The sequence below is a fragment of the Shewanella sp. GXUN23E genome, from assembly GCF_050865035.1.
Taxonomy (GTDB): domain Bacteria; phylum Pseudomonadota; class Gammaproteobacteria; order Enterobacterales; family Shewanellaceae; genus Shewanella.
Map to the genome: position 1 here is coordinate 211,676 of NZ_JBOZWP010000002.1, position 17,804 is coordinate 229,479.

Here is a 17,804-nt window from a genome sequence, read left to right on the forward strand (position 1 = left end):
CCGCTCCCAGAATGCTGTAGCGTCCTTGCACTAATGCGCAGCAAATCAGTAAATTGATACCAGAGGTTGATATGAAAAAAATTGCAGGCTTGTTGATAATCCTGGCATCGCTCGGCGGATGTGAGGATGCCAGCAAAGCGATTGAAAAAGCTCAGCAGGCAGCCAACACTGCTGTGGATGGATTGCAGGAGCACATAGAAGCGGTGGATCTGAGCAACATCAATCTTGATCAGTTCGGAGATGCAGCAGCATCCGCCAAAGCGCTGATGGAATCCATTGAAAAGGCGTCTGATATTGATTTTACTGACACCAAAGCACTGAATGACGCACTGGAGCAAGTAGAAGCCGCCTATGACAAGTTGGTGGATTTAACCTCAGAGTCCAAAGCCGAAGCACTGATGGACAAACTGCTGGACGCGGTTCCCAACGAAGATACCCGCAAAGCGATCGAAAACAGCCTGAATCACTGAGTGAGTAATGCCACACTGAATTTGGGTACCAAGCGATATCACAGGACGCCCTGAGTATCCCGTTATATCAGCGCTCGGATGTTGGCACCCAAACCGCCGCCGTGGGTTCCTGCTCACGGCGGGCCTCAAATCCTCTGACTTTATGTCTGGCATGCTGCCTGTCTCGGTCATTAGTCGGATAATCCTGCGATGAACTGCCCACCGCCTCGTACTCTGCATTAAGCTCGATAAGAGTGGCAGACAGCTGCTGCAAATCAACCAGCCGATCCCGGTAAGCAGCGATGGCAATCTCAGCTTTTTTATTGATGGCCAGATAGTTATTGGCGATTTCCCGGTGTCTGGATTTACCCACCTTGGGGTTAAAAATGGTCTGCAAAGTAGACAGCAGCGCCGCCACCAGCGACAACACTCCCGCCCCCCATTTAATCGCCGCCGGGATGGTTTCCTTTAAATCCGCAACCAGCACCGAGCCCAGACCAACAGAAATCAGTGCTGTAGGGATCCCCAACCATAAATGCAGATGCGACATTCGCTCTGCCGCCCTGAAATGGGCATATGCCGCTAGCTGACTGTTTCGTTTAATTCTTGCCAGTACTTTAATGGTTTCCATCGTGTCCATATACTCGTGAGCAGATGATTGCAGCAGCGCCTCGGCTTGCTCCCCTAAGGCGAAGATCACAACCCCCTTCTGCTTGATACCGGGATTAACGGGACCACAGACATCGGTCTATTTTGGTGTTCAGCCTGTAAGGCCTGTCGAACTGTCTCATGCGATCAGCAATGTATTACTGTCCTATGCCCGGCTGATATCCGGATATTCCCCGTCCTGCATGCCACACGATTGACTCAACGACTGACAAAACCCGCACTCACCGCCCCGCTACTGTTCAATTCAGCGCGACTATGCCTTTGCCGGCAATGGGCCTGCAAAGGCCGTAAAACCGTGCCCGCTCGTTCGCAAGTGGGTCACCACAATGAGTTGCCCTTGAGGCGACGTTTATCTTCAGATACCCAAGCGTTAGAGCCCACTGTGTCACAAACCACGGTGTCATAAACCACAGTGTCAAAACCCAAAGCGCTGCGATAACCCCGGGCCCCCTTCAGCCTCATCACCACGTCCCGCAAGCCTGCTTCGCAATAAGCGGGCATGGCATTGATTAAACGGCGTTTACAGCTTCAGGCCATTACTGGTGCGCTGGCCAACCGATGCTATTTGAGGTAACTCTCCAGCGTCGATTGCTTGCTTTGCAGCAGTTTGAGCAAATCAACAGTAATGAATACCCCAACATCACCACCATGATTGGACGCCCCCAGCGTGAACTTGCTGTCAAAATGTAACGCCAAGCCATATCCCCAGTCATCAACGCCGGACCGATCTGAGTAGGTCGCCACCAAGGAGGCGCCGGAAGGCAGGTACCAATCATCCTGCTGCCACCAATCGGCGCCAATCACCTCGACCATCAGCGCTTCCTTAAGTTGATCGCCATCCAGCGCGCCGCGCACATCTTCAATCACAACGGTGGGATGCAGCAGTACCAGTTGCCAGTCAGGTGGCGGGGCAAACTCATTGGCTTTGACCTCATCCTGAAACAGCGCACCGTTTACCGCCAGCTCCCAGATAGTCTGGGATTTTGATTCTTCAAAAAATTGGTTCCAATTCTGCTCCAGCGTTTTGAGGCGATCGGCCACCAGAAAGGCATCGCTTTGAGCCGCTGTTGCCTGCGCAAAGTTATACAACCGCTTAAAGTCCGCCAGGGCATCTGCGCAATCACCACGGGCAGCGTTGGCCGCCATTTGATTACAGGCGCTCAGCGTCCCCCCCTGTATCGGTAATTTGCCAGAGTCTCCAGCTTCAACAGATAACTGCGGCGTGGTTTTGGTTTTAAACAGCGACGCCATTCTGCCTTCCTGAACCCAGGCCAGCTGCTCTGCATACAGGGTGGCAGGTATCGTCGATTGTGGCAGATAGCGCTCAAGTGCTCCCAACAAGCCAACGATATCCTGATTCAGGGTTAACGGCTGATCAATGTTGCCGTTGCAAAATGCTTGTCTCAGCGCCATGGCCTGAGTTCTGACATCAGGGAAATAGACCGATTGGCCGACATTCTTTCCCTGTTGGCACCAGTTTTTAAACGCCTCGTCTTTTTGTTGCCACTCCGCCGGAGAAAACCCGGTGCGATCATCGGCCAATGCGTTCCCCCATGACAGGGAAATGGTTAACGACAAGACCAGGGTCAAGCCACAAGCAGCAGATTTACAGATCATATTGGCCTCCCAATCCCTCGACAAACACTTTGGCCTGTCTGGCCGCTTCGATCAGTCCCTCGAGGCTGTCAATATCCAGATTGTTAAGATCGTTGAAGGCGAGTTTAAGGTTTTCGGCAACCTCAGCCAGCGTATGAGTCTGATATTTTTGCCGTCCCTCGGTACGCTGCTCAACGGTCAGTTTGATTCCCAGCACCCGCTCAAACAGCTGCTGATGTACATCCGGATTAGCCAGATAATGCCTGATATCATGGGTGTTTCCCTGAGCATTGGTGACATCGTGTAACTTGATCAGCTGATATTCATCTGCATCATAAGCATCGGCAGCAATCCAGCCGTCTCCTTTATGTGGATTGAATGGTAACGGCCAGGTAATAGGATCAAGCTGATGACGATATTCTCTGAAATATTCACAGCAACCATGAACACCCGGTCGGGTCAGAGACTTATCCACGGCAATGAATGATGCCAGCACCCTGCTGGTATTGGCCACCAGATGCAGACTGCCCATTTGCTGTGAATCAACGTTCAGATTGTCCGGGCCAGATCCATACAGTTTGGCCAAAGTATCATGCACCACAGAGGTTCCCAGTGAATGTGCCAGCACATGCCCATTGAGCGTACCGCCGTGAACACTCGCCAGTGTCTGAGTAATGGCTGCGCCGATATGAATGCGCACCAGCTCACCGATTGTGGTAAAGCGATATAAAAACACGTCCAGCCAATGGGTATTGAAGAATCCGTCATCGCCCAGGCGAGCCTGAAATCCAACCAAGGCAGACAAGGCTTGCTGAACTGCAGCGGCGTCCATTCCTTCAATCCCGCCAAGACGCTCCTTGACAGGCAACGCCTGTTTTTTCATCCGCTCCCGGGCGGCATCAAATATCGAGTTATATTCAACCGAAACAAGCTCCACATAATCCTGAGGTGACTTTCCGGCAAGGTGTTCATACAAATTGAAGGCGAAGGATAATCCCTCCAGGACTTCGCCCTGAAATGAAGCAGCGGTGTGCTGCCCCATACCATGGACAATAACCAGTTTTGGTTTTGGCATAGTTCCATGCTCCCTGCTAAACAGATGAAAACTGACTGGCAACGCTGAGCAGGAAGTCTATTGGAATCACCATGACAGCCGTCGATTGATGACAGTGTGATATGGTCTCGTTGGAAAATTCACTCCAGCTTCCCTGACTTAGCGAGTGGCATTGTTAACGCAATGCTATGCAGCGACATTAACAATAAGAGTCATAAGCTAACCTGCAACACCTCAAGAAACATCAGACTAAAGTGTAATTTCACAGGGATTTCATTGACATCTGCAGCGACTGGCCGTCTTTACCCTCTTTGTATACACAGATTCAAGATCAGGCTTTGATGAAAAGTGATGATCAAAATAATCGGGCTGAAAGACTGGCAGACAGATTTGTGTAGCAGCCTGAAGATTGCCCTCAACCAATAAGACATTGGCTGCAATATGGGATTTTTAACACCCGTTAATATCAGAGGACATTACACGCCTCCACGATGGGTTTGCACACAACAAACCTGCCCTGAACAAGCAAAACGGTCGAAGCCGTCGACTCGGTAGAAGTAACACATTCCTTCCCTTTCACACCTGTCAGTTCAAGCAAATGCGTACTTGTTCATGAACAGCAGTGAAACATAGGTGTCTGTGGCTAAAATGTTTAACGGCTCTATATACAAACATCGCAGCGTACACGGCATCGTTGGTTGGCTCATCACTTAAGGTGGGATATTCAGGTCAAATCTTTATTCAAACAGTAAACTTAGAATGTGCTGAACCCGGTTTCCCCGGGGAATGTGCAAATGACAGAATGTTATTTGGCAGGCGTTGATTGGCACATGTTCAAACGAACTTACCTTCATTGATTTCCTTTTCCCGAACACACCAGGCCTGATTAATGGCATCCAATGCAGCCCGATCCCCTTTACAGTCCCGCTCCGCCCGTTCAGTCATCAAATCCAACGTACTGATGCTCTTACTGCGTCTGAACTTAATCAACCATTCGAGCGCCTGTTCACTTAAACTGCTCAGCTCAAATGCATTAACTTTAATTGCCGCCATTGAATATCCTGTATTGATAAAAGGTATTAAGCCTGATCTGTTCACACTTCAGCAGAATTCAGGCATTTAATCTGAGGAAGGGATTTTAAACAAATACGCGCCACTCTTCCATTGTAGGTGCAAATGCAAATTTATACCGACTCATTCAATGTTAATGCCGGATATATTGGGTAACATCTGCACACATGAACAACATAGCGCTGTCAACAATGATTGTCAGAGGCGTATTTCAAATAAATTCAAGAAGTTGAACAGACATTTCGTCACAGCCATCAGATCAGCACTAACAATCGCGTTGTGCTCAATAATGGACAAGTAAATTCCAGATACAAAAAAACCAGCGTTAAGCTGGTTAATTTGTTCCCCCTTTGAAAGGAGATGGTAGCCGTGGCCAGACTTGAACTGGCACGAAGTAACCTTCGACGGATTTTAAATCCGTTGTGTCTACCGATTCCACCACACGGCCATTTCAGATTTCCGCCGCTTAATATAAGCCACAGAATTGAACGAGTGGAGGCGCGACCCGGAGTCGAACCGAGATCGACGGATTTGCAATCCGCAGCATAGCCATTCTGCCATCGCGCCACACTAATACTTGGAGCGACATATCGGGTTCGAACCGATGACCTATACCTTGGCAAGGTATCGCTCTACCAACTGAGCTAATGTCGCATCGAATATTTTTAAGGAGTTAACCCAGAAATTAGGTATTACCTAGCGCAAGTATCATTTACGCCAGCAGGTTTTTGAAGCTACCTTCTCCCTGACTGCGAAACGAATTCTACTGATTTGACCTGCCCTGTCAACGATGAAAACTGATTTATCAAAGAATTCAGCATCGTTTGCATGAATATCCAGCAAAGCGCGTATTTAGACAGCAAAATAGTTGAATTATAAAGCTTGTTTGGCGGAAACCTTGTCACCTGCAAGGTTCATACATCAACAAGCATTAAGCAAAAACGCCTCCGTCAGGGAGGCGTTTATCCATTACGACAGCCAGCTTATCTTATACAGGCAGAGACAAGGGCTCCAGACCGAGCATCTTCTGCATGACACCCACGACCTGGCAGGAATAGCCGAATTCATTGTCGTACCAAACATACAGAATGGCGCGCTTGCCTTCGGCAATCGTCGCCTGAGAGTCAACTACGCCCGCATAACGTGAACCAACCAGATCACTGGAAACGATTTCAGTCGACTCAGTAAAATCGATCTGATTTTGCAGCTCAGAGTGCAGTGACACGCTGCGCAGATATTCATTCATATCTTCTTTGCTGGTTTCAGCGTTCAGGTTCAGGCTAATAATCGCCATAGACACGTTTGGCGTTGGCACCCGAATCGCGTTCCCGGTCAGCTTACCTTTGAGTACAGGCAAAGCTTTGGCGACGGCCTTGGCAGCACCGGTTTCGGTAATCACCATGTTCAGTGGTGCACTGCGACCACGGCGATCCGCTTTGTGATAGTTATCGATCAGGTTCTGGTCATTGGTATAAGAGTGGATGGTTTCCACATGACCATTTTCGATGCCGTATTTGTCATTTACCGCTTTCAGCACAGGAGTGATCGCGTTGGTAGTACAGGAGGCTGCCGATACAATAATGTCGCTGTCCAGAATATCGTTCTGGTTTACACCGTAGACAATGTTCTTGATTTCACCTTTGGCCGGCGCAGTGAGCAGCACTTTGGCCGCGCCCTGGCTCTTAAGGTGCAGTCCCAGACCGGCTTCATCTTTCCAGATACCTGTGTTGTCAACCACCAGCGCATCCTTGATGCCGTACTTGGTGTAATCCACTTCATCCGGTGAATTGGCGTAAATCACCTGAATATAAGTGCCATTGGCGATGATAGCGTTGTTCTCTTCATCCACCTCTACGGAGCCATTGAACGGACCATGTACTGAATCACGACGCAGCAGGCTGGCACGTTTTTCAAGATCGCCAGGACGGCCACCACGCAGCACGATAGCGCGCAAACGCAGCTTATTACTGCGACCGGTGCGCTCAATCAGGAGTCTTGCCAGCAGTCGGCCAATACGACCAAATCCATACAGCACCACATCTTTTGGCTCGGCGTCAGCGCTGTGGTCCATAGCTGCAGCCAGCTCTTTAGCCATATAGGATTCGATTTCCGAGGCATCGGAATGATTGCGCCAATAGTTGATGGCCAGCTTACCGATGTCCACTTTACATTGCTTAACCGGTAACTTGCTCAGGGCTTCCACAAAGGGGAAACTTTCACGTAAACGCAGTTTGTCACCTACATGACGGCGCACCAGACGGTGAGCCTTGATAATTTCAATGGTAGAGGCAGCCAGCAGCGGTTTGCCATAAACCAGAACTTCTACACCCTGATTACGGTACAGCTTGCCCAACAGGGGTTGCATGGCTTCGGCCATCTCGAAACGTTCTTGCCAGCTTTGCAGGTGTTTATCAGCGCTCATTTACAGATCCTTTATCTCACTTCTTTACTTCTCTACGTGGGTACAGAGTAGAAAGGTTTGAGTAACAATAACTTTTGACCAATAATCTTTGTTAGTAGGCGGGACGGCCCTGTTTGGTCGGCAGGTATTGTAATGAAATCAGTATCTCTACGCCAGCAGGATATTTCTCATAAGTGTGTAATTTAATTAGAGAAAAACCATGAAAGGACGCGCTTTTCCGCCGAAAATTGTAATATTTACACCATTTCTGCTTATCTGCTCTCTCTCAGCCTGTGATTGGGGGCAAAATGGCACGAAATTATGTAAAAATAATCCTGAACTTTGTGCAGATCTCCATGAAGACGCCTGGTGTTGGCAGGAAAAAAGCCAGCTGATCGATGCCAGATACGCCTCTACCCAAACGCCATTACCGGAAGGTAAAACTCTTTATCTGGAGTTGCTGGCACTGGAGTCCTACAATCGCTGTATTGAAGTGGCTTCAGGAGTACAGCACGTTATTAATACCGAAAGGACCCACGAGCGTGCCAAAGCCTTTTCGGATTCAGCTAATACTCTGAGTCAGTTACAGCAAAAAACCAGGAATAGTGATGCACTGTTTATCGCCTACTACCACTGGGCAAGATTCGGTGATGCAGTGGCCAGAGATAAAGTGCTGACAGCCGCCAGCGATGGGCGATTGAATGATGCGCTGTTACTTGGTGCTGTCGGCGCATACTATGAGAAATTTGACCCAGAACGCTCCCGTGATTTTTACTTTCGTGCAATGAGCCGGGCATCGGACGCAGATCTGGATCCCAACTGGCTGCTGGGAATCGCCCGAACCGCCAGTGCTCAACGTCAATACCGTAAAGCGTATCTGTTTACCCGGGCCAATGTGATACTGGCAGACCACAAAGTCAAAGAAGATCAAATGCTGCTTATTCTTCATGGCGATACGGACGACATAGAACAGCTGGATACCTTGGCTCAGGCGCTTGCAGATACCCTGGCTGACGGCGAATATGCCACCAGTTTATTGCGCGCACAGGTGGAGAAATTCTGACATTCGGTTATTCTGTGAGCTGGGCATCGGGCATACCCGGTTTGATGCGGTATATTTCCCCCTGTCACACCGCTTTTCATTGTGGTGTAAAAAAATCACCTAATTAAGTAACGAATTTACGATGTAACGCTGTGTTTTGCTTGACGAACACGCCCAATTTGGTAAGTTTACTACCAGATATCGTTTATAATTACCTGAGGGATATGAAATGACTATCCGCGTTGCTATCAATGGTTATGGCCGTATCGGCCGAAATGTCCTGCGTGCGCTGTACGAAAGCGAAAAAGAATACCCAATTCAGATCGTTGCCATTAACGATCTGGGTGATGCTTCTATCAATGCTCATCTGACCAAGTACGACTCTGTTCACGGTCGCTTCAATGCCAAAGTAGAACACGATGCTGAAGCTATCTATGTCAATGGTGATAAAATCATGACCTTCCAGGAGCGTGATCCCGCCAAGCTGCCATGGGCTGAACTGAACGTAGACGTAGTCTATGAATGTACCGGTATCTTCACGTCTAAAGAAGCGGTGCAGCCACATCTGAACGCCGGTGCCAAGAAAGTAATTATTTCTGCTCCGGGCAAGAATGTGGATGCCACTGTAGTTTATGGTGTAAACACTGATGTGCTGACCAAAGACATGACAGTTATCTCCAATGCCTCCTGCACCACTAACTGTTTGGCACCTTTTGCCAAGCCGCTGAATGATGCCATCGGTATTGAATCCGGTCTGATGACTACAATCCACGCTTATACCAACGACCAACGTCTGTCTGATGTGTATCACAGCGACCTGCGCCGTGCCCGTGCCGCCGCGATGTCCATGATCCCAACCAAAACCGGTGCTGCGGCAGCGGTAGGTCTGGTGGTTCCTGAACTGCAGGGTAAATTTGATGGTATGGCGGTGCGTGTACCTACCGTCAACGTGTCACTGGTTGATCTGTCATTCATCGCTTCACGTGACACCAACGTGGAAGAGGTGAATCAGGTGATCGATGATGCTATCGCAGCCAACCCACAGCTGGCTGAAGTCCTGGCCGTTAACAAAGAGCCGCTGGTATCCATCGACTTCAACCACAACGCCTTCTCTTCCAACTTTGATGCGACCCAAACCAAAGTGTCTGGCCGTCTGGTGAAAGTGATGGCCTGGTATGACAATGAGTGGGGATTCAGCAACCGTATGCTGGACAACACTGTTGCCCTGATGAACGCCAAATAATAGGCATTCACCATTGATAAAAGCCTGCTGATGCAGGCTTTTTCATTTCTGCAGCTACTCTTCACCTTCGTAGTAATCGACCTCATCCCGTATGCGACTCATATGACGAAACGTCCGGTTTCCCTGCTCGCCTGTCATGGCAAGCACTTTACCCGAGTCAGGATAGCCGCAGATATCGATAGGCTCGTTGGTACTCAGACATAGATAGATAAGATCTTCACTGCCTGAATTAATGATCTGGTGCGCGACCTCTGCGCCTCCCGGCGGGCAGGCAATAATATCAAGCGGTCGCAGAGGATATGTCTGATCCCCAAACCTCAATGTGCCTTCCCCCTCCAGCATTAAAAACATCTCTTCATTATGCCGGTGGTGGTGAAAGGGGCACACTCTTTTCCCGGGTGGTACAACAGACAAACTGTATCCTAGTTTACGGGCCCCAATGAGCTCACTCACCGGATAACTGGTTTCACCATACTTTCCCCTTTCCGAACTCTGCGATTCACTGAGTTCATTTAAATTTATCAGCGGTTTCATCGGCAACTCTCCCATGCATTCAATTCCGTTACACTAACCTGATAGAAAACCTGTTCAATTGCCAATTTTCCTGAATATCAACACGTCTTTCTCGTCACTTGATATGCATTGCTGGATCTTTGCTTGGCCAATGATGACAGCAAGGGCCCGAATATTCCCTCCAGCGACTTAAGGCGACTGAGTGGGTCGCAACGGCTGGATTGGCGTCGGCTCAAATAGAAAGGGCCCCGACCGGGGCCCTTCTCCATTGATTAACGAGTTAAGCAACTTTGAACTTATCGACGATGGACTTCAGATCTGCCGAAATGTTTGCCAGCTCTCCTGCCTGAGCAGACACCGAACCGGCTCCCTCGGAAGTGTTTCTGGCAAGGTTGTTAATTTCATCAACACTGACATTAATAGTACTGACCACTGTGTTCTGCTCTTCGGCGGCGACAGCAATCTGATGATTCATATCCCGGATATTGCTCACTGACTGAGTAATGGACTTCAGCGCCTCATAGGTTTTGTTGGCTTTATCTGCGGTCGATGTCGCTTCATTGACATTCACCTTCATGGAGTCAACGGAGCGCTTGGCTTCCGATTGCAACCGACTTATCAGCGACTGGATTTCCTCTGTACTCTGTTGAGTACGGCTGGCCAGAGAGCGCACTTCGTCAGCAACCACAGCAAATCCCCTGCCCTGATCACCGGCCCGGGCGGCTTCAATTGCAGCGTTAAGCGCCAGCAGGTTGGTTTGCTCGGCAATACCCCGGATAGTATCCAGAATGCTGCCCACGTTCTCGGTTTCCTTTTCGAGGTTGGCAATAATGCTGCTGACATCGGTGATATTGGTAACCAGATTGCCGATGCTCTTACGGGTTTCCTCCAGCACACTTTGCCCTTCAATGGCATAGCCATCAGCCTCACCGGCAGCATCCGAGGCATGCTGCGCACTTTGGGCGATATCATGCACGGTAATTGTCATTTGTTGCATAGCGGTTGCTGTATGTGACAATTGCTCAGCCTGGGATCTGGAGTTATTGACGGTATCGCCGGTAACAGAAACCAGCCCTTTGGATGCATCACTCAAGGTGCCGGATGACTGGGCCAGTTGCCCGACAATCTGTTTGAGGCTGAGATTCATCTCAACCATGGCACCATAAATACCGGCTTTGTTACCATTGGCCGGAAACTGTTGAGTAAGATCTCCGGCAGCAATCCGTCGGGCAATCGCTTCAATCTCTTTGGGCTCTCCGCCGATTGGTGCACGTATTGCTTTGGTGACAAACATACTCATCAGCACGCCAACCAGAATCGCGATGACTGAGACCACTATTACAGTGGTAACGGCATTTTCACTGTCTTTCTGGGCTTCGGGACCCAGGGTATCCTGAGAATTTTTAATCAGATCATTGTATTCCGACAAGTTGACCGTCACTTTGGGACCAATAACGTCCAAGCCATCGGCAATAGCCTGATTTCTGTGAGTAATAATGGCAGTGGTTTGTGCCAGTGCAGCTTGATAGTTTTCATAAGCGGTCAGAAAACTTTGGCCCAACTGCTTTTCCTGACCAGCGGATAGTGTTGGCTTGAGCTGCTCAAAGGGAGCCTCGATTGCCTGCAGCTCGCTGTTGGCTCTATCCAGATCCTGCTGAGAATTGCTGATGAGGTATTTGGCGGCAAACAGACGCCCCAGCAACAACTTTTCCTGAACCCGGGATGCATAGTACAGGGAATCAATGTCATTGGCCGCCTTGGACAACTCAATAATTTCCGTCATATCCTGGCGCATTTGCAGGCCATTGGGGTCGAGTTGCCCTTCAACTACAGCGTTACGCTTGTCAAAGTCGTCAACCACATCCCGAAACGTAGCGAGATACTCTCGAAGCAGCCCTTCAGAATCTTTCAGCTCATTCAGCCGCCCCGGATCCTGTTCAACAGCCATCAAACCTTTGAGGTGCTCGCCAATATTCTCAATATTGCGCTCAACCACAGCTACCTGTGCCTTGTCTTTGGTTTTCATAAAGCTCATCACTCCCAGCCGGGCCTGCAGCAGGCTTGACTGAGCCTGACTGGCCGTCGTTGAACTGCGGGCCAACGCGCGATAGTCAGTGAAATTACGAAACCCTTCTGATAACCCAAAGTACCCCACAACAGAGACAATCAACAACAGTGTCAGTACGGACACAAAAGACACGGACAATTGCTGCGCCAATTTAAGTCTGGAAAACATCTTACTTGCTCCCTTCTTGCCGTCATCTGCTGTTTAGACGCAGATTTACTGCTCAATTGACTTTCCGCTGAGCTATTTCAGCGATGTAAACAGGGACATCCCTTGAATTCAGTTTGGCACAAAATCATGAATCTGGAGGAGAAAGCAAAAATGTGTGGCAGCAGATGAATGCACCATTGACAGGGAAAAAGCATTAATACCAATTTCATTTAATAGTTAATCTGTTTCAGCGGGAGTTCAATGCGCTTGAGACAAGGCGAGTCGGCGAAGTCATAGTGGTGCTATGTCAAGACGGCTCAACACAGTATCAAGTGCATTGCAACCCGCACTGCGTGAGCGTGTCAAGCATCCTGCTTCTGTGTTGCATTGCTCTCAAAGGGAACCACCCTTAGTCAATCAATGCGCCTTGAATCAGAATCCCTGACACGCTCTGAATTGATCAAACTATTAATGAAGTTGGTATAAGCCAAAGGGAGTGGGGCAAACGGCAGTTTGGACGCAACGAATTCAACCAACAAAAAAGCCAGCATATTCGCTGGCTTTGCACCGAAGCAGAGAGTTTAGCGGCCGATACCGGCCAGTGCCTCCCGACAAAGTTCGGTAATACGATTCCAATCACCGGCTTCCATCGCATCGACAGGTGCAATCCAGCTGCCGCCAATGCAATCAACATTACCCAGCGCCAGATATTCCCGATAATTGTCCAGACTGATCCCGCCGGTTGGGCAGAAACGGATACCGGACAGCGGACCGCCAAAGGCTTTAAGGGCATTCACTCCACCTGACGCCTCAGCCGGGAAAAACTTGAAGTGGGTGTATCCCTGAGACATACCTTCCATCACCTCAGAAATACTGGCAACGCCGGGGATCAGCGGAACAGAACCCTGCTTGGCAGCAGCCAACAGTGCCGGCGTCGCCCCAGGGGTAATCACAAACTGCGCTCCTGCATCTACGGCCTGTTGCAATTGGTCCACATTCAACACAGTACCGGCGCCAACAATGGCTTCAGGCACTTCCTGAGCGATACAGGTAATGGCATCCAGTGCACAGGGAGTGCGCAGTGTCACTTCCAGTACCTTAATACCACCGGCGACCAAGGCTTTTGCCAGTGGTACCGCATGTTCAATTTCCTTGATGACCATAACAGGAACAATAGGACTGCGACTGAACACCTCTTGAGGCTGTAAAGACCAGTTGTTAATTTGCATCTCGATATTTTCCTTAATCATCAATAGTATTCATCAACTGCGCTGGTGCTGCGTGCACCGGTTTCCGGGCTGGACAGATTGGCGCGCAGCGCACCGAACAGTTCACGACCCATGCCATAGCGTACCGGCCGCAGGTCAATTTCAGCGGCTTCACGGGTAAGCAGCTCTGCCTCATCCACAAGCAAACTGATTTCACCGGCATTGGCGTCTACACGCACTAAATCGCCGTTGTGGATCTTGCCAATCAAGCCATTATCCAGTGCTTCCGGCGTCAGATGGATCGCAGCCGGTACTTTGCCAGATGCACCGGACATGCGCCCGTCAGTTAACAAAGCCACCTTGAATCCTTTATCCTGCAAGGTTCCAAGCATAGGCGTCAGTTTATGCAGCTCCGGCATACCATTGGCCTTCGGTCCCTGACCTTTCACCACAACCACACAATCTTTATCGAGTTCACCGGCTTTAAACAGCGCGTCCAGCTTGTTTTGATCATCAATAACCACTGCCGGAGCTTCTACGACCCGGTGCTGCGGTGACACAGCCGACACTTTGATAACCGCCCGACCCAAATTGCCTTTGAGCAGGCGCAAACCACCATTGGGCTGGAATGCTTCATTGACGGAAGTCAATACTTCTTTATCCAGACTGGTCAGCGGTCCGTCTACCCACACCAACTCTCCGTCAATCAGCCTTGGCTCCTGGGTGTAACGCTCAAGCCCAAAGCCGGCGACAGTGTTGACATCCTGATGGAGTAAGCCCGCAGAGAGCAGTTCGCGGATAAGCAGCGCCATACCGCCTGCGGCATGGAAGAGGTTAATATCCGCATGGCCGTTCGGATATACCCGCGCCAACAAAGGCACAGCATCAGACAGCTCAGAGAAATCATCCCAGTTAACGATAATGCCTGCCGCGCGGGCCGCCGCCACTATGTGCATGGTCAGGTTGGTCGAGCCACCGGTAGCCAGCAGCGCCACAATGCCGTTGACGACCGACTTCTCGTTAACCAATTCACCAATTGGTGAATACTGGCCACTGGTTTCGGTCAGGCGGCATACCTGTCTTGCGGCCATTTTATTGAGTGCTTCACGCAGCGGATCATCCGGATTAACAAAGGAAGAGCCGGGCAGCTGCAACCCCATCACTTCCAGCATCAGCTGGTTGGAGTTGGCAGTACCATAGAAGGTACAGGTACCGGCGCTGTGATAGCTCTTGGATTCAGCTTCCAGCAGTGCTTCACGGCCAACTTTACCCTGAGCAAACTGCTGGCGGATACGGGCTTTTTCTTTGTTGGGGATGCCTGATTTCATCGGGCCAGCCGGTACAAACAGCATTGGCAGATGGCCAAAGCTCAGTGCGCCAATGAGCAGACCGGGAACGATTTTATCGCAGATCCCAAGCAGCAGCGCGCCATCAAACATATTGTGTGACAGGCCAACTGCAGTAGCCATCGCAATCACTTCGCGGCTCAGCAAACTCAGCTCCATGCCGGGCTGCCCCTGAGTCACACCGTCACACATAGCGGGCACACCACCGGCGACCTGGGCAACACTGCCGATCTCTGCGCAGGCGGCTTTCAATATGGCCGGATAATCGCCATAAGGCTGGTGCGCGGACAACATATCGTTGTAGGCGGTAATAATGCCAATATTGGCCTTGGTCAGTTGTCGCAATGCGGATTTATCGGTTGCATTACAGGCAGCGTAGCCATGAGCCAGATTGCCACAACTCAGGCTGGCACGGTGTACACCATGTGCCCGGGCTTCTTTGAGGGCTGCCAGGTATTTTTCGCGGCTGGCTTTACTGCGGGCGATAATCCTGTCTGTGACAGCTTGAACAACTGAGTGCATCTTGCCTCCTTAAGCACTCCAGTAGACATCTACCGGAGTCTTGTGTTGGGCCAGAACCGCGCGGATCGGCATGGCCTTGATATCGTCGCTCTCAAGAGCCTGACGATAGACTGCTAATTTCTGCTCTCCCACCAAATGCAGATAGATCTGGCGACTGCCAAGAATCGCCTGGCGGGTAAAGGTAATACGGGGATGAGGTGCGCTGCCAGGGTTCACCGCAGCCAGCAGCGCATCAGTATTGAGGGCATTGTCCAGCTCATCAGCGGGTGCGCAGGGGAACCAGGAGCAAGTGTGACCGTCATTGCCCATACCGAGCACCACCACATCAAAAGGACGCGGGAAATTTGATAACGACTCAGTCGCCATGGCCAAGCCCGCCTCAGGTGTAGCGAACATGTTCTTCAGACCACGGAATTTGGCATTGGCAGCCTGACCATGCATCAGATTGGCGCGCACCAGCGATTCGTTGGAATCTCTGTCATAGCTTTCAACCCAGCGCTCATCAGCCAGCGTGACGTACACATCGCTCCAGTCAATCGCCTTGTCGCTCAAGGCCTGAAACAGTTTAATTGGCGTTGATCCACCTGAGACCAGCAGCGAGGCACGGCCTCTTGCATCAACGGCGTCCTGCAACTGACGGGCGATGCGCTCCGCCAGCTGGGCTTCCAGCGCATCGGTGCTGTCAAACGATTTGAATACGGCTTCCTTGATCATCCCCTGTCTCCTTACTCGTCCCAGGAACGGCCATCTTTAGTGATCAATGCCACCGAAGCCACCGGCCCCCAGGTCCCGGCAGGATAAGGCTTGGGACGTTCATTGGACATTTCCCACGCATTAATAATGCCGTCCACCCAGGTCCAGGCCTGCTCGACTTCATCGCGGCGCACAAACAGCGCCTGATTACCCATCATGGCTTCCAGCAGCAAACGCTCATAAGCATCTGCAATGCGCTCATTCTTGAAGGTATCGGAGAAGCTGAGGTCAAGCTTGGTGGTTTGCAGACGGGTTTTCTGCTCAAGCCCTGGCACTTTGTTCATCATCTGAATTTCAACCCCTTCGTGAGGCTGCAGACGAATGGTCAGCTTGTTGGGTGGCAGATTGCGGTAGCTGGAGCGATACAGGTTGTGCGGTGGATTTTTGAAATACACCACAATTTCAGAGCTCTTGAACGGCATACGTTTACCGCTGCGCAGATAAAATGGCACACCGGCCCAGCGCCAGTTGTCGATATCTACCCGCAGAGCAACAAAACTTTCGGTGGAAGAATCCGTGTTGGCACCCTCTTCCTCCAAATAGCCAGGTACGGGACTGCCACGCAGAAAACCGGCGGTGTACTGTCCGCGCACGGTGTTTTCAAACACATTGTCCATATTGATTGGACGCAGCGACTTGAGCACTTTCACTTTTTCATCGCGAATGCTGTCGGCATCCAGATTCACCGGTGGATCCATGGCCACCAGCGTTAACACCTGCAACAAGTGGTTCTGGATCATGTCGCGCATCTGACCGGCTTTATCAAAGTATCCCCAACGGCCTTCGATACCGACCTCTTCAGCCACAGTGATCTGTACATGGTCTATGGTACGGTTATCCCACTTGGAGGCGAACAGCGAGTTGGCAAAACGCAGGGCAATCAGATTCTGTACCGTTTCTTTGCCCAGGTAATGGTCAATACGGTAAACCTGATTTTCCTCAAAGTAGGCCGATACCTGATCGTTAATCACCCTGGATGAGGCCAAATCCGAACCGATCGGCTTTTCCAGCACCACCCGGGTATCGGGCTTAATCAGATTCTGTTCGTGGAGGCAGCGGCAGATATCGCCGAAAATGGCAGGGGGAGTGGCGAAGTAGTTCACCATTACATGGGAAGGGTCAAGTAATTCGTGGAAAGCGGCATAGCCTTCCGGCTCGGTGAAATTGGTTCCTATATAATGACATCGGTCAAGGAAGCGGGACACTGTGTCCTCGCACAGCGGCTCTTTCACGAATGTATTCAGAGCGGTCCTGACCAAATCGAGAAACTCTTCCCGGCTGAAATCGTCTTTTGCCACCCCGACAATACGGGTTTTGTCCTGCAGTAACTGCGCCTTGTCCAATTGATACAGAGAAGGCAGCAACTTCCTGCGCGCCAGATCGCCTTTCGTGCCAAACAGGACAAAGTCACAGGCTTTGGCGGCTGATGAAGAAATACCCATCGCTACAAGCTCTCCTTATAGGGTCACCGGGGTTGCGTTTGCTAATAAACCCACTGTTTTGTTGTAATATAACAACAGTATATTGTAATTGCACTCAGAAATTTCAAATTGTCCTGGCTTTCACCTATAGGCAGTTTCGCCGTGATTCTGTTATGCTTTTCGAGGCTTAGAGACTGTTGTCAGTAAATTCTTGCAAGGCTGGACAGCATTGGATGTCCCTTACGGTGCTTGATAGAAATGTTGTTTTTCTGTAGATCTGGCACCGTTGTCTATAAATAAA

15 protein-coding genes and 3 tRNA genes are annotated in these 17,804 nt (G+C 50.3%); 3 read left to right on the plus strand and 15 right to left on the minus strand.

The window, feature by feature from the left end:
* The first annotated feature begins 71 nt into the window (after positions 1-71).
* The gene (locus ACRRUX_RS03090; RefSeq protein ID WP_432527074.1) at positions 72-470 is read left to right on the plus strand and encodes a hypothetical protein; all 399 of its coding nucleotides are present in this window, start codon (positions 72-74) and stop codon (positions 468-470) included.
* A 67-nt stretch (positions 471-537) separates the two neighbouring features.
* Here the strand turns inward: ACRRUX_RS03090 and ACRRUX_RS03095 are convergent, their stop codons facing one another.
* From ACRRUX_RS03095 to ACRRUX_RS03135, 9 genes are all read right to left on the minus strand, one after another.
* Positions 538-1,149: an SLATT domain-containing protein gene (locus ACRRUX_RS03095; protein WP_432527076.1), complete on the minus strand. Its 612-nt coding sequence runs from the start codon at positions 1,147-1,149 to the stop codon at positions 538-540.
* 287 nt (positions 1,150-1,436) lie between these two features.
* The gene (locus ACRRUX_RS03100; RefSeq protein WP_432527078.1) at positions 1,437-1,580 is read right to left on the minus strand and encodes a hypothetical protein; all 144 of its coding nucleotides are present in this window, start codon (positions 1,578-1,580) and stop codon (positions 1,437-1,439) included.
* 99 nt (positions 1,581-1,679) lie between these two features.
* Complete coding sequence (locus tag ACRRUX_RS03105) at positions 1,680-2,735, minus strand: hypothetical protein (protein ID WP_432527080.1); 1,056 nt, start codon at positions 2,733-2,735, stop codon at positions 1,680-1,682.
* A complete protein-coding gene (locus ACRRUX_RS03110; protein ID WP_432527082.1) occupies positions 2,725-3,789 on the minus strand; it encodes a hypothetical protein in 1,065 nt (354 codons plus the stop codon). The genes ACRRUX_RS03105 and ACRRUX_RS03110 overlap by 11 nt, the downstream gene beginning before the upstream one ends.
* 813 nt (positions 3,790-4,602) lie before the next feature.
* Complete coding sequence (locus ACRRUX_RS03115) at positions 4,603-4,821, minus strand: hypothetical protein (RefSeq protein WP_432527084.1); 219 nt, start codon at positions 4,819-4,821, stop codon at positions 4,603-4,605.
* A gap of 379 nt (positions 4,822-5,200) precedes the next feature.
* Positions 5,201-5,287: transfer RNA gene (locus ACRRUX_RS03120), tRNA-Leu, on the minus strand.
* A gap of 45 nt (positions 5,288-5,332) precedes the next feature.
* Positions 5,333-5,406, minus strand: a tRNA-Cys gene (locus tag ACRRUX_RS03125).
* An 11-nt stretch (positions 5,407-5,417) separates the two neighbouring features.
* Positions 5,418-5,493, minus strand: a tRNA-Gly gene (locus ACRRUX_RS03130).
* Positions 5,494-5,827: 334 nt separating this feature from the next.
* The gene (locus tag ACRRUX_RS03135; RefSeq protein ID WP_432527086.1) at positions 5,828-7,261 is read right to left on the minus strand and encodes a glyceraldehyde-3-phosphate dehydrogenase; all 1,434 of its coding nucleotides are present in this window, start codon (positions 7,259-7,261) and stop codon (positions 5,828-5,830) included.
* A 199-nt stretch (positions 7,262-7,460) separates the two neighbouring features.
* Between ACRRUX_RS03135 and ACRRUX_RS03140 the strand changes: the two genes are divergently transcribed.
* Both ACRRUX_RS03140 and gap read left to right on the plus strand, forming a co-directional pair.
* A complete protein-coding gene (locus ACRRUX_RS03140; protein WP_432527088.1) occupies positions 7,461-8,303 on the plus strand; it encodes a DUF2989 domain-containing protein in 843 nt (280 codons plus the stop codon).
* 208 nt (positions 8,304-8,511) lie between these two features.
* The gene (gap, locus tag ACRRUX_RS03145; protein ID WP_432527090.1) at positions 8,512-9,525 is read left to right on the plus strand and encodes a type I glyceraldehyde-3-phosphate dehydrogenase; all 1,014 of its coding nucleotides are present in this window, start codon (positions 8,512-8,514) and stop codon (positions 9,523-9,525) included.
* Between the two features lie 54 nt (positions 9,526-9,579).
* On the opposite strand, the gene ACRRUX_RS03150 is transcribed toward gap, so the two are convergent.
* The 6 genes from ACRRUX_RS03150 to zwf all read right to left on the minus strand — a co-directional run bounded on the left by ACRRUX_RS03150 (position 9,580) and on the right by zwf (position 17,524).
* The gene (locus ACRRUX_RS03150; RefSeq protein WP_432527092.1) at positions 9,580-10,074 is read right to left on the minus strand and encodes a cupin domain-containing protein; all 495 of its coding nucleotides are present in this window, start codon (positions 10,072-10,074) and stop codon (positions 9,580-9,582) included.
* Between the two features lie 244 nt (positions 10,075-10,318).
* Positions 10,319-12,274: a HAMP domain-containing methyl-accepting chemotaxis protein gene (locus ACRRUX_RS03155; RefSeq protein ID WP_432527094.1), complete on the minus strand. Its 1,956-nt coding sequence runs from the start codon at positions 12,272-12,274 to the stop codon at positions 10,319-10,321.
* A gap of 560 nt (positions 12,275-12,834) precedes the next feature.
* Positions 12,835-13,482 (minus strand): bifunctional 4-hydroxy-2-oxoglutarate aldolase/2-dehydro-3-deoxy-phosphogluconate aldolase, encoded by a 648-nt coding sequence (locus tag ACRRUX_RS03160; RefSeq protein ID WP_432527096.1) that lies wholly within the window; start codon positions 13,480-13,482, stop codon positions 12,835-12,837.
* A gap of 20 nt (positions 13,483-13,502) precedes the next feature.
* Positions 13,503-15,329, minus strand: coding sequence for a phosphogluconate dehydratase (gene edd, locus ACRRUX_RS03165; protein ID WP_432527098.1), 1,827 nt, complete (start codon positions 15,327-15,329; stop codon positions 13,503-13,505).
* A 9-nt stretch (positions 15,330-15,338) separates the two neighbouring features.
* On the minus strand, positions 15,339-16,043 hold the full coding sequence (pgl, locus tag ACRRUX_RS03170; protein WP_432527100.1) for a 6-phosphogluconolactonase: 705 nt from the start codon (positions 16,041-16,043) through the stop codon (positions 15,339-15,341).
* A gap of 11 nt (positions 16,044-16,054) precedes the next feature.
* Positions 16,055-17,524 carry a glucose-6-phosphate dehydrogenase gene (zwf, locus tag ACRRUX_RS03175; RefSeq protein WP_432527102.1) on the minus strand — a complete coding sequence of 490 codons (1,470 nt, stop codon included), beginning with the start codon at positions 17,522-17,524 and terminating at the stop codon, positions 16,055-16,057.
* Positions 17,525-17,804: the final 280 nt, after the last annotated feature.

Excerpts from the sequence above, each read along its gene's own strand:
- ACRRUX_RS03090 (WP_432527074.1), top strand. The coding sequence starts at position 72 with ATGAAAAAAATTGCAGGCTTGTTGATAATCCTGGCATCGCTCGGCGGA.
- ACRRUX_RS03100 (WP_432527078.1), bottom strand. The coding sequence starts at position 1,580 with ATGAGGCTGAAGGGGGCCCGGGGTTATCGCAGCGCTTTGGGTTTTGAC.
- ACRRUX_RS03105 (WP_432527080.1), bottom strand. The coding sequence starts at position 2,735 with ATGATCTGTAAATCTGCTGCTTGTGGCTTGACCCTGGTCTTGTCGTTA.
- ACRRUX_RS03110 (WP_432527082.1), bottom strand. The coding sequence starts at position 3,789 with ATGCCAAAACCAAAACTGGTTATTGTCCATGGTATGGGGCAGCACACC.
- ACRRUX_RS03115 (WP_432527084.1), bottom strand. The coding sequence starts at position 4,821 with ATGGCGGCAATTAAAGTTAATGCATTTGAGCTGAGCAGTTTAAGTGAA.
- ACRRUX_RS03135 (WP_432527086.1), bottom strand. The coding sequence starts at position 7,261 with ATGAGCGCTGATAAACACCTGCAAAGCTGGCAAGAACGTTTCGAGATG.
- ACRRUX_RS03140 (WP_432527088.1), top strand. The coding sequence starts at position 7,461 with ATGAAAGGACGCGCTTTTCCGCCGAAAATTGTAATATTTACACCATTT.
- gap (WP_432527090.1), top strand. The coding sequence starts at position 8,512 with ATGACTATCCGCGTTGCTATCAATGGTTATGGCCGTATCGGCCGAAAT.
- ACRRUX_RS03150 (WP_432527092.1), bottom strand. The coding sequence starts at position 10,074 with ATGGGAGAGTTGCCGATGAAACCGCTGATAAATTTAAATGAACTCAGT.
- ACRRUX_RS03155 (WP_432527094.1), bottom strand. The coding sequence starts at position 12,274 with ATGTTTTCCAGACTTAAATTGGCGCAGCAATTGTCCGTGTCTTTTGTG.
- ACRRUX_RS03160 (WP_432527096.1), bottom strand. The coding sequence starts at position 13,482 with ATGCAAATTAACAACTGGTCTTTACAGCCTCAAGAGGTGTTCAGTCGC.
- edd (WP_432527098.1), bottom strand. The coding sequence starts at position 15,329 with ATGCACTCAGTTGTTCAAGCTGTCACAGACAGGATTATCGCCCGCAGT.
- pgl (WP_432527100.1), bottom strand. The coding sequence starts at position 16,043 with ATGATCAAGGAAGCCGTATTCAAATCGTTTGACAGCACCGATGCGCTG.
- zwf (WP_432527102.1), bottom strand. The coding sequence starts at position 17,524 with ATGGGTATTTCTTCATCAGCCGCCAAAGCCTGTGACTTTGTCCTGTTT.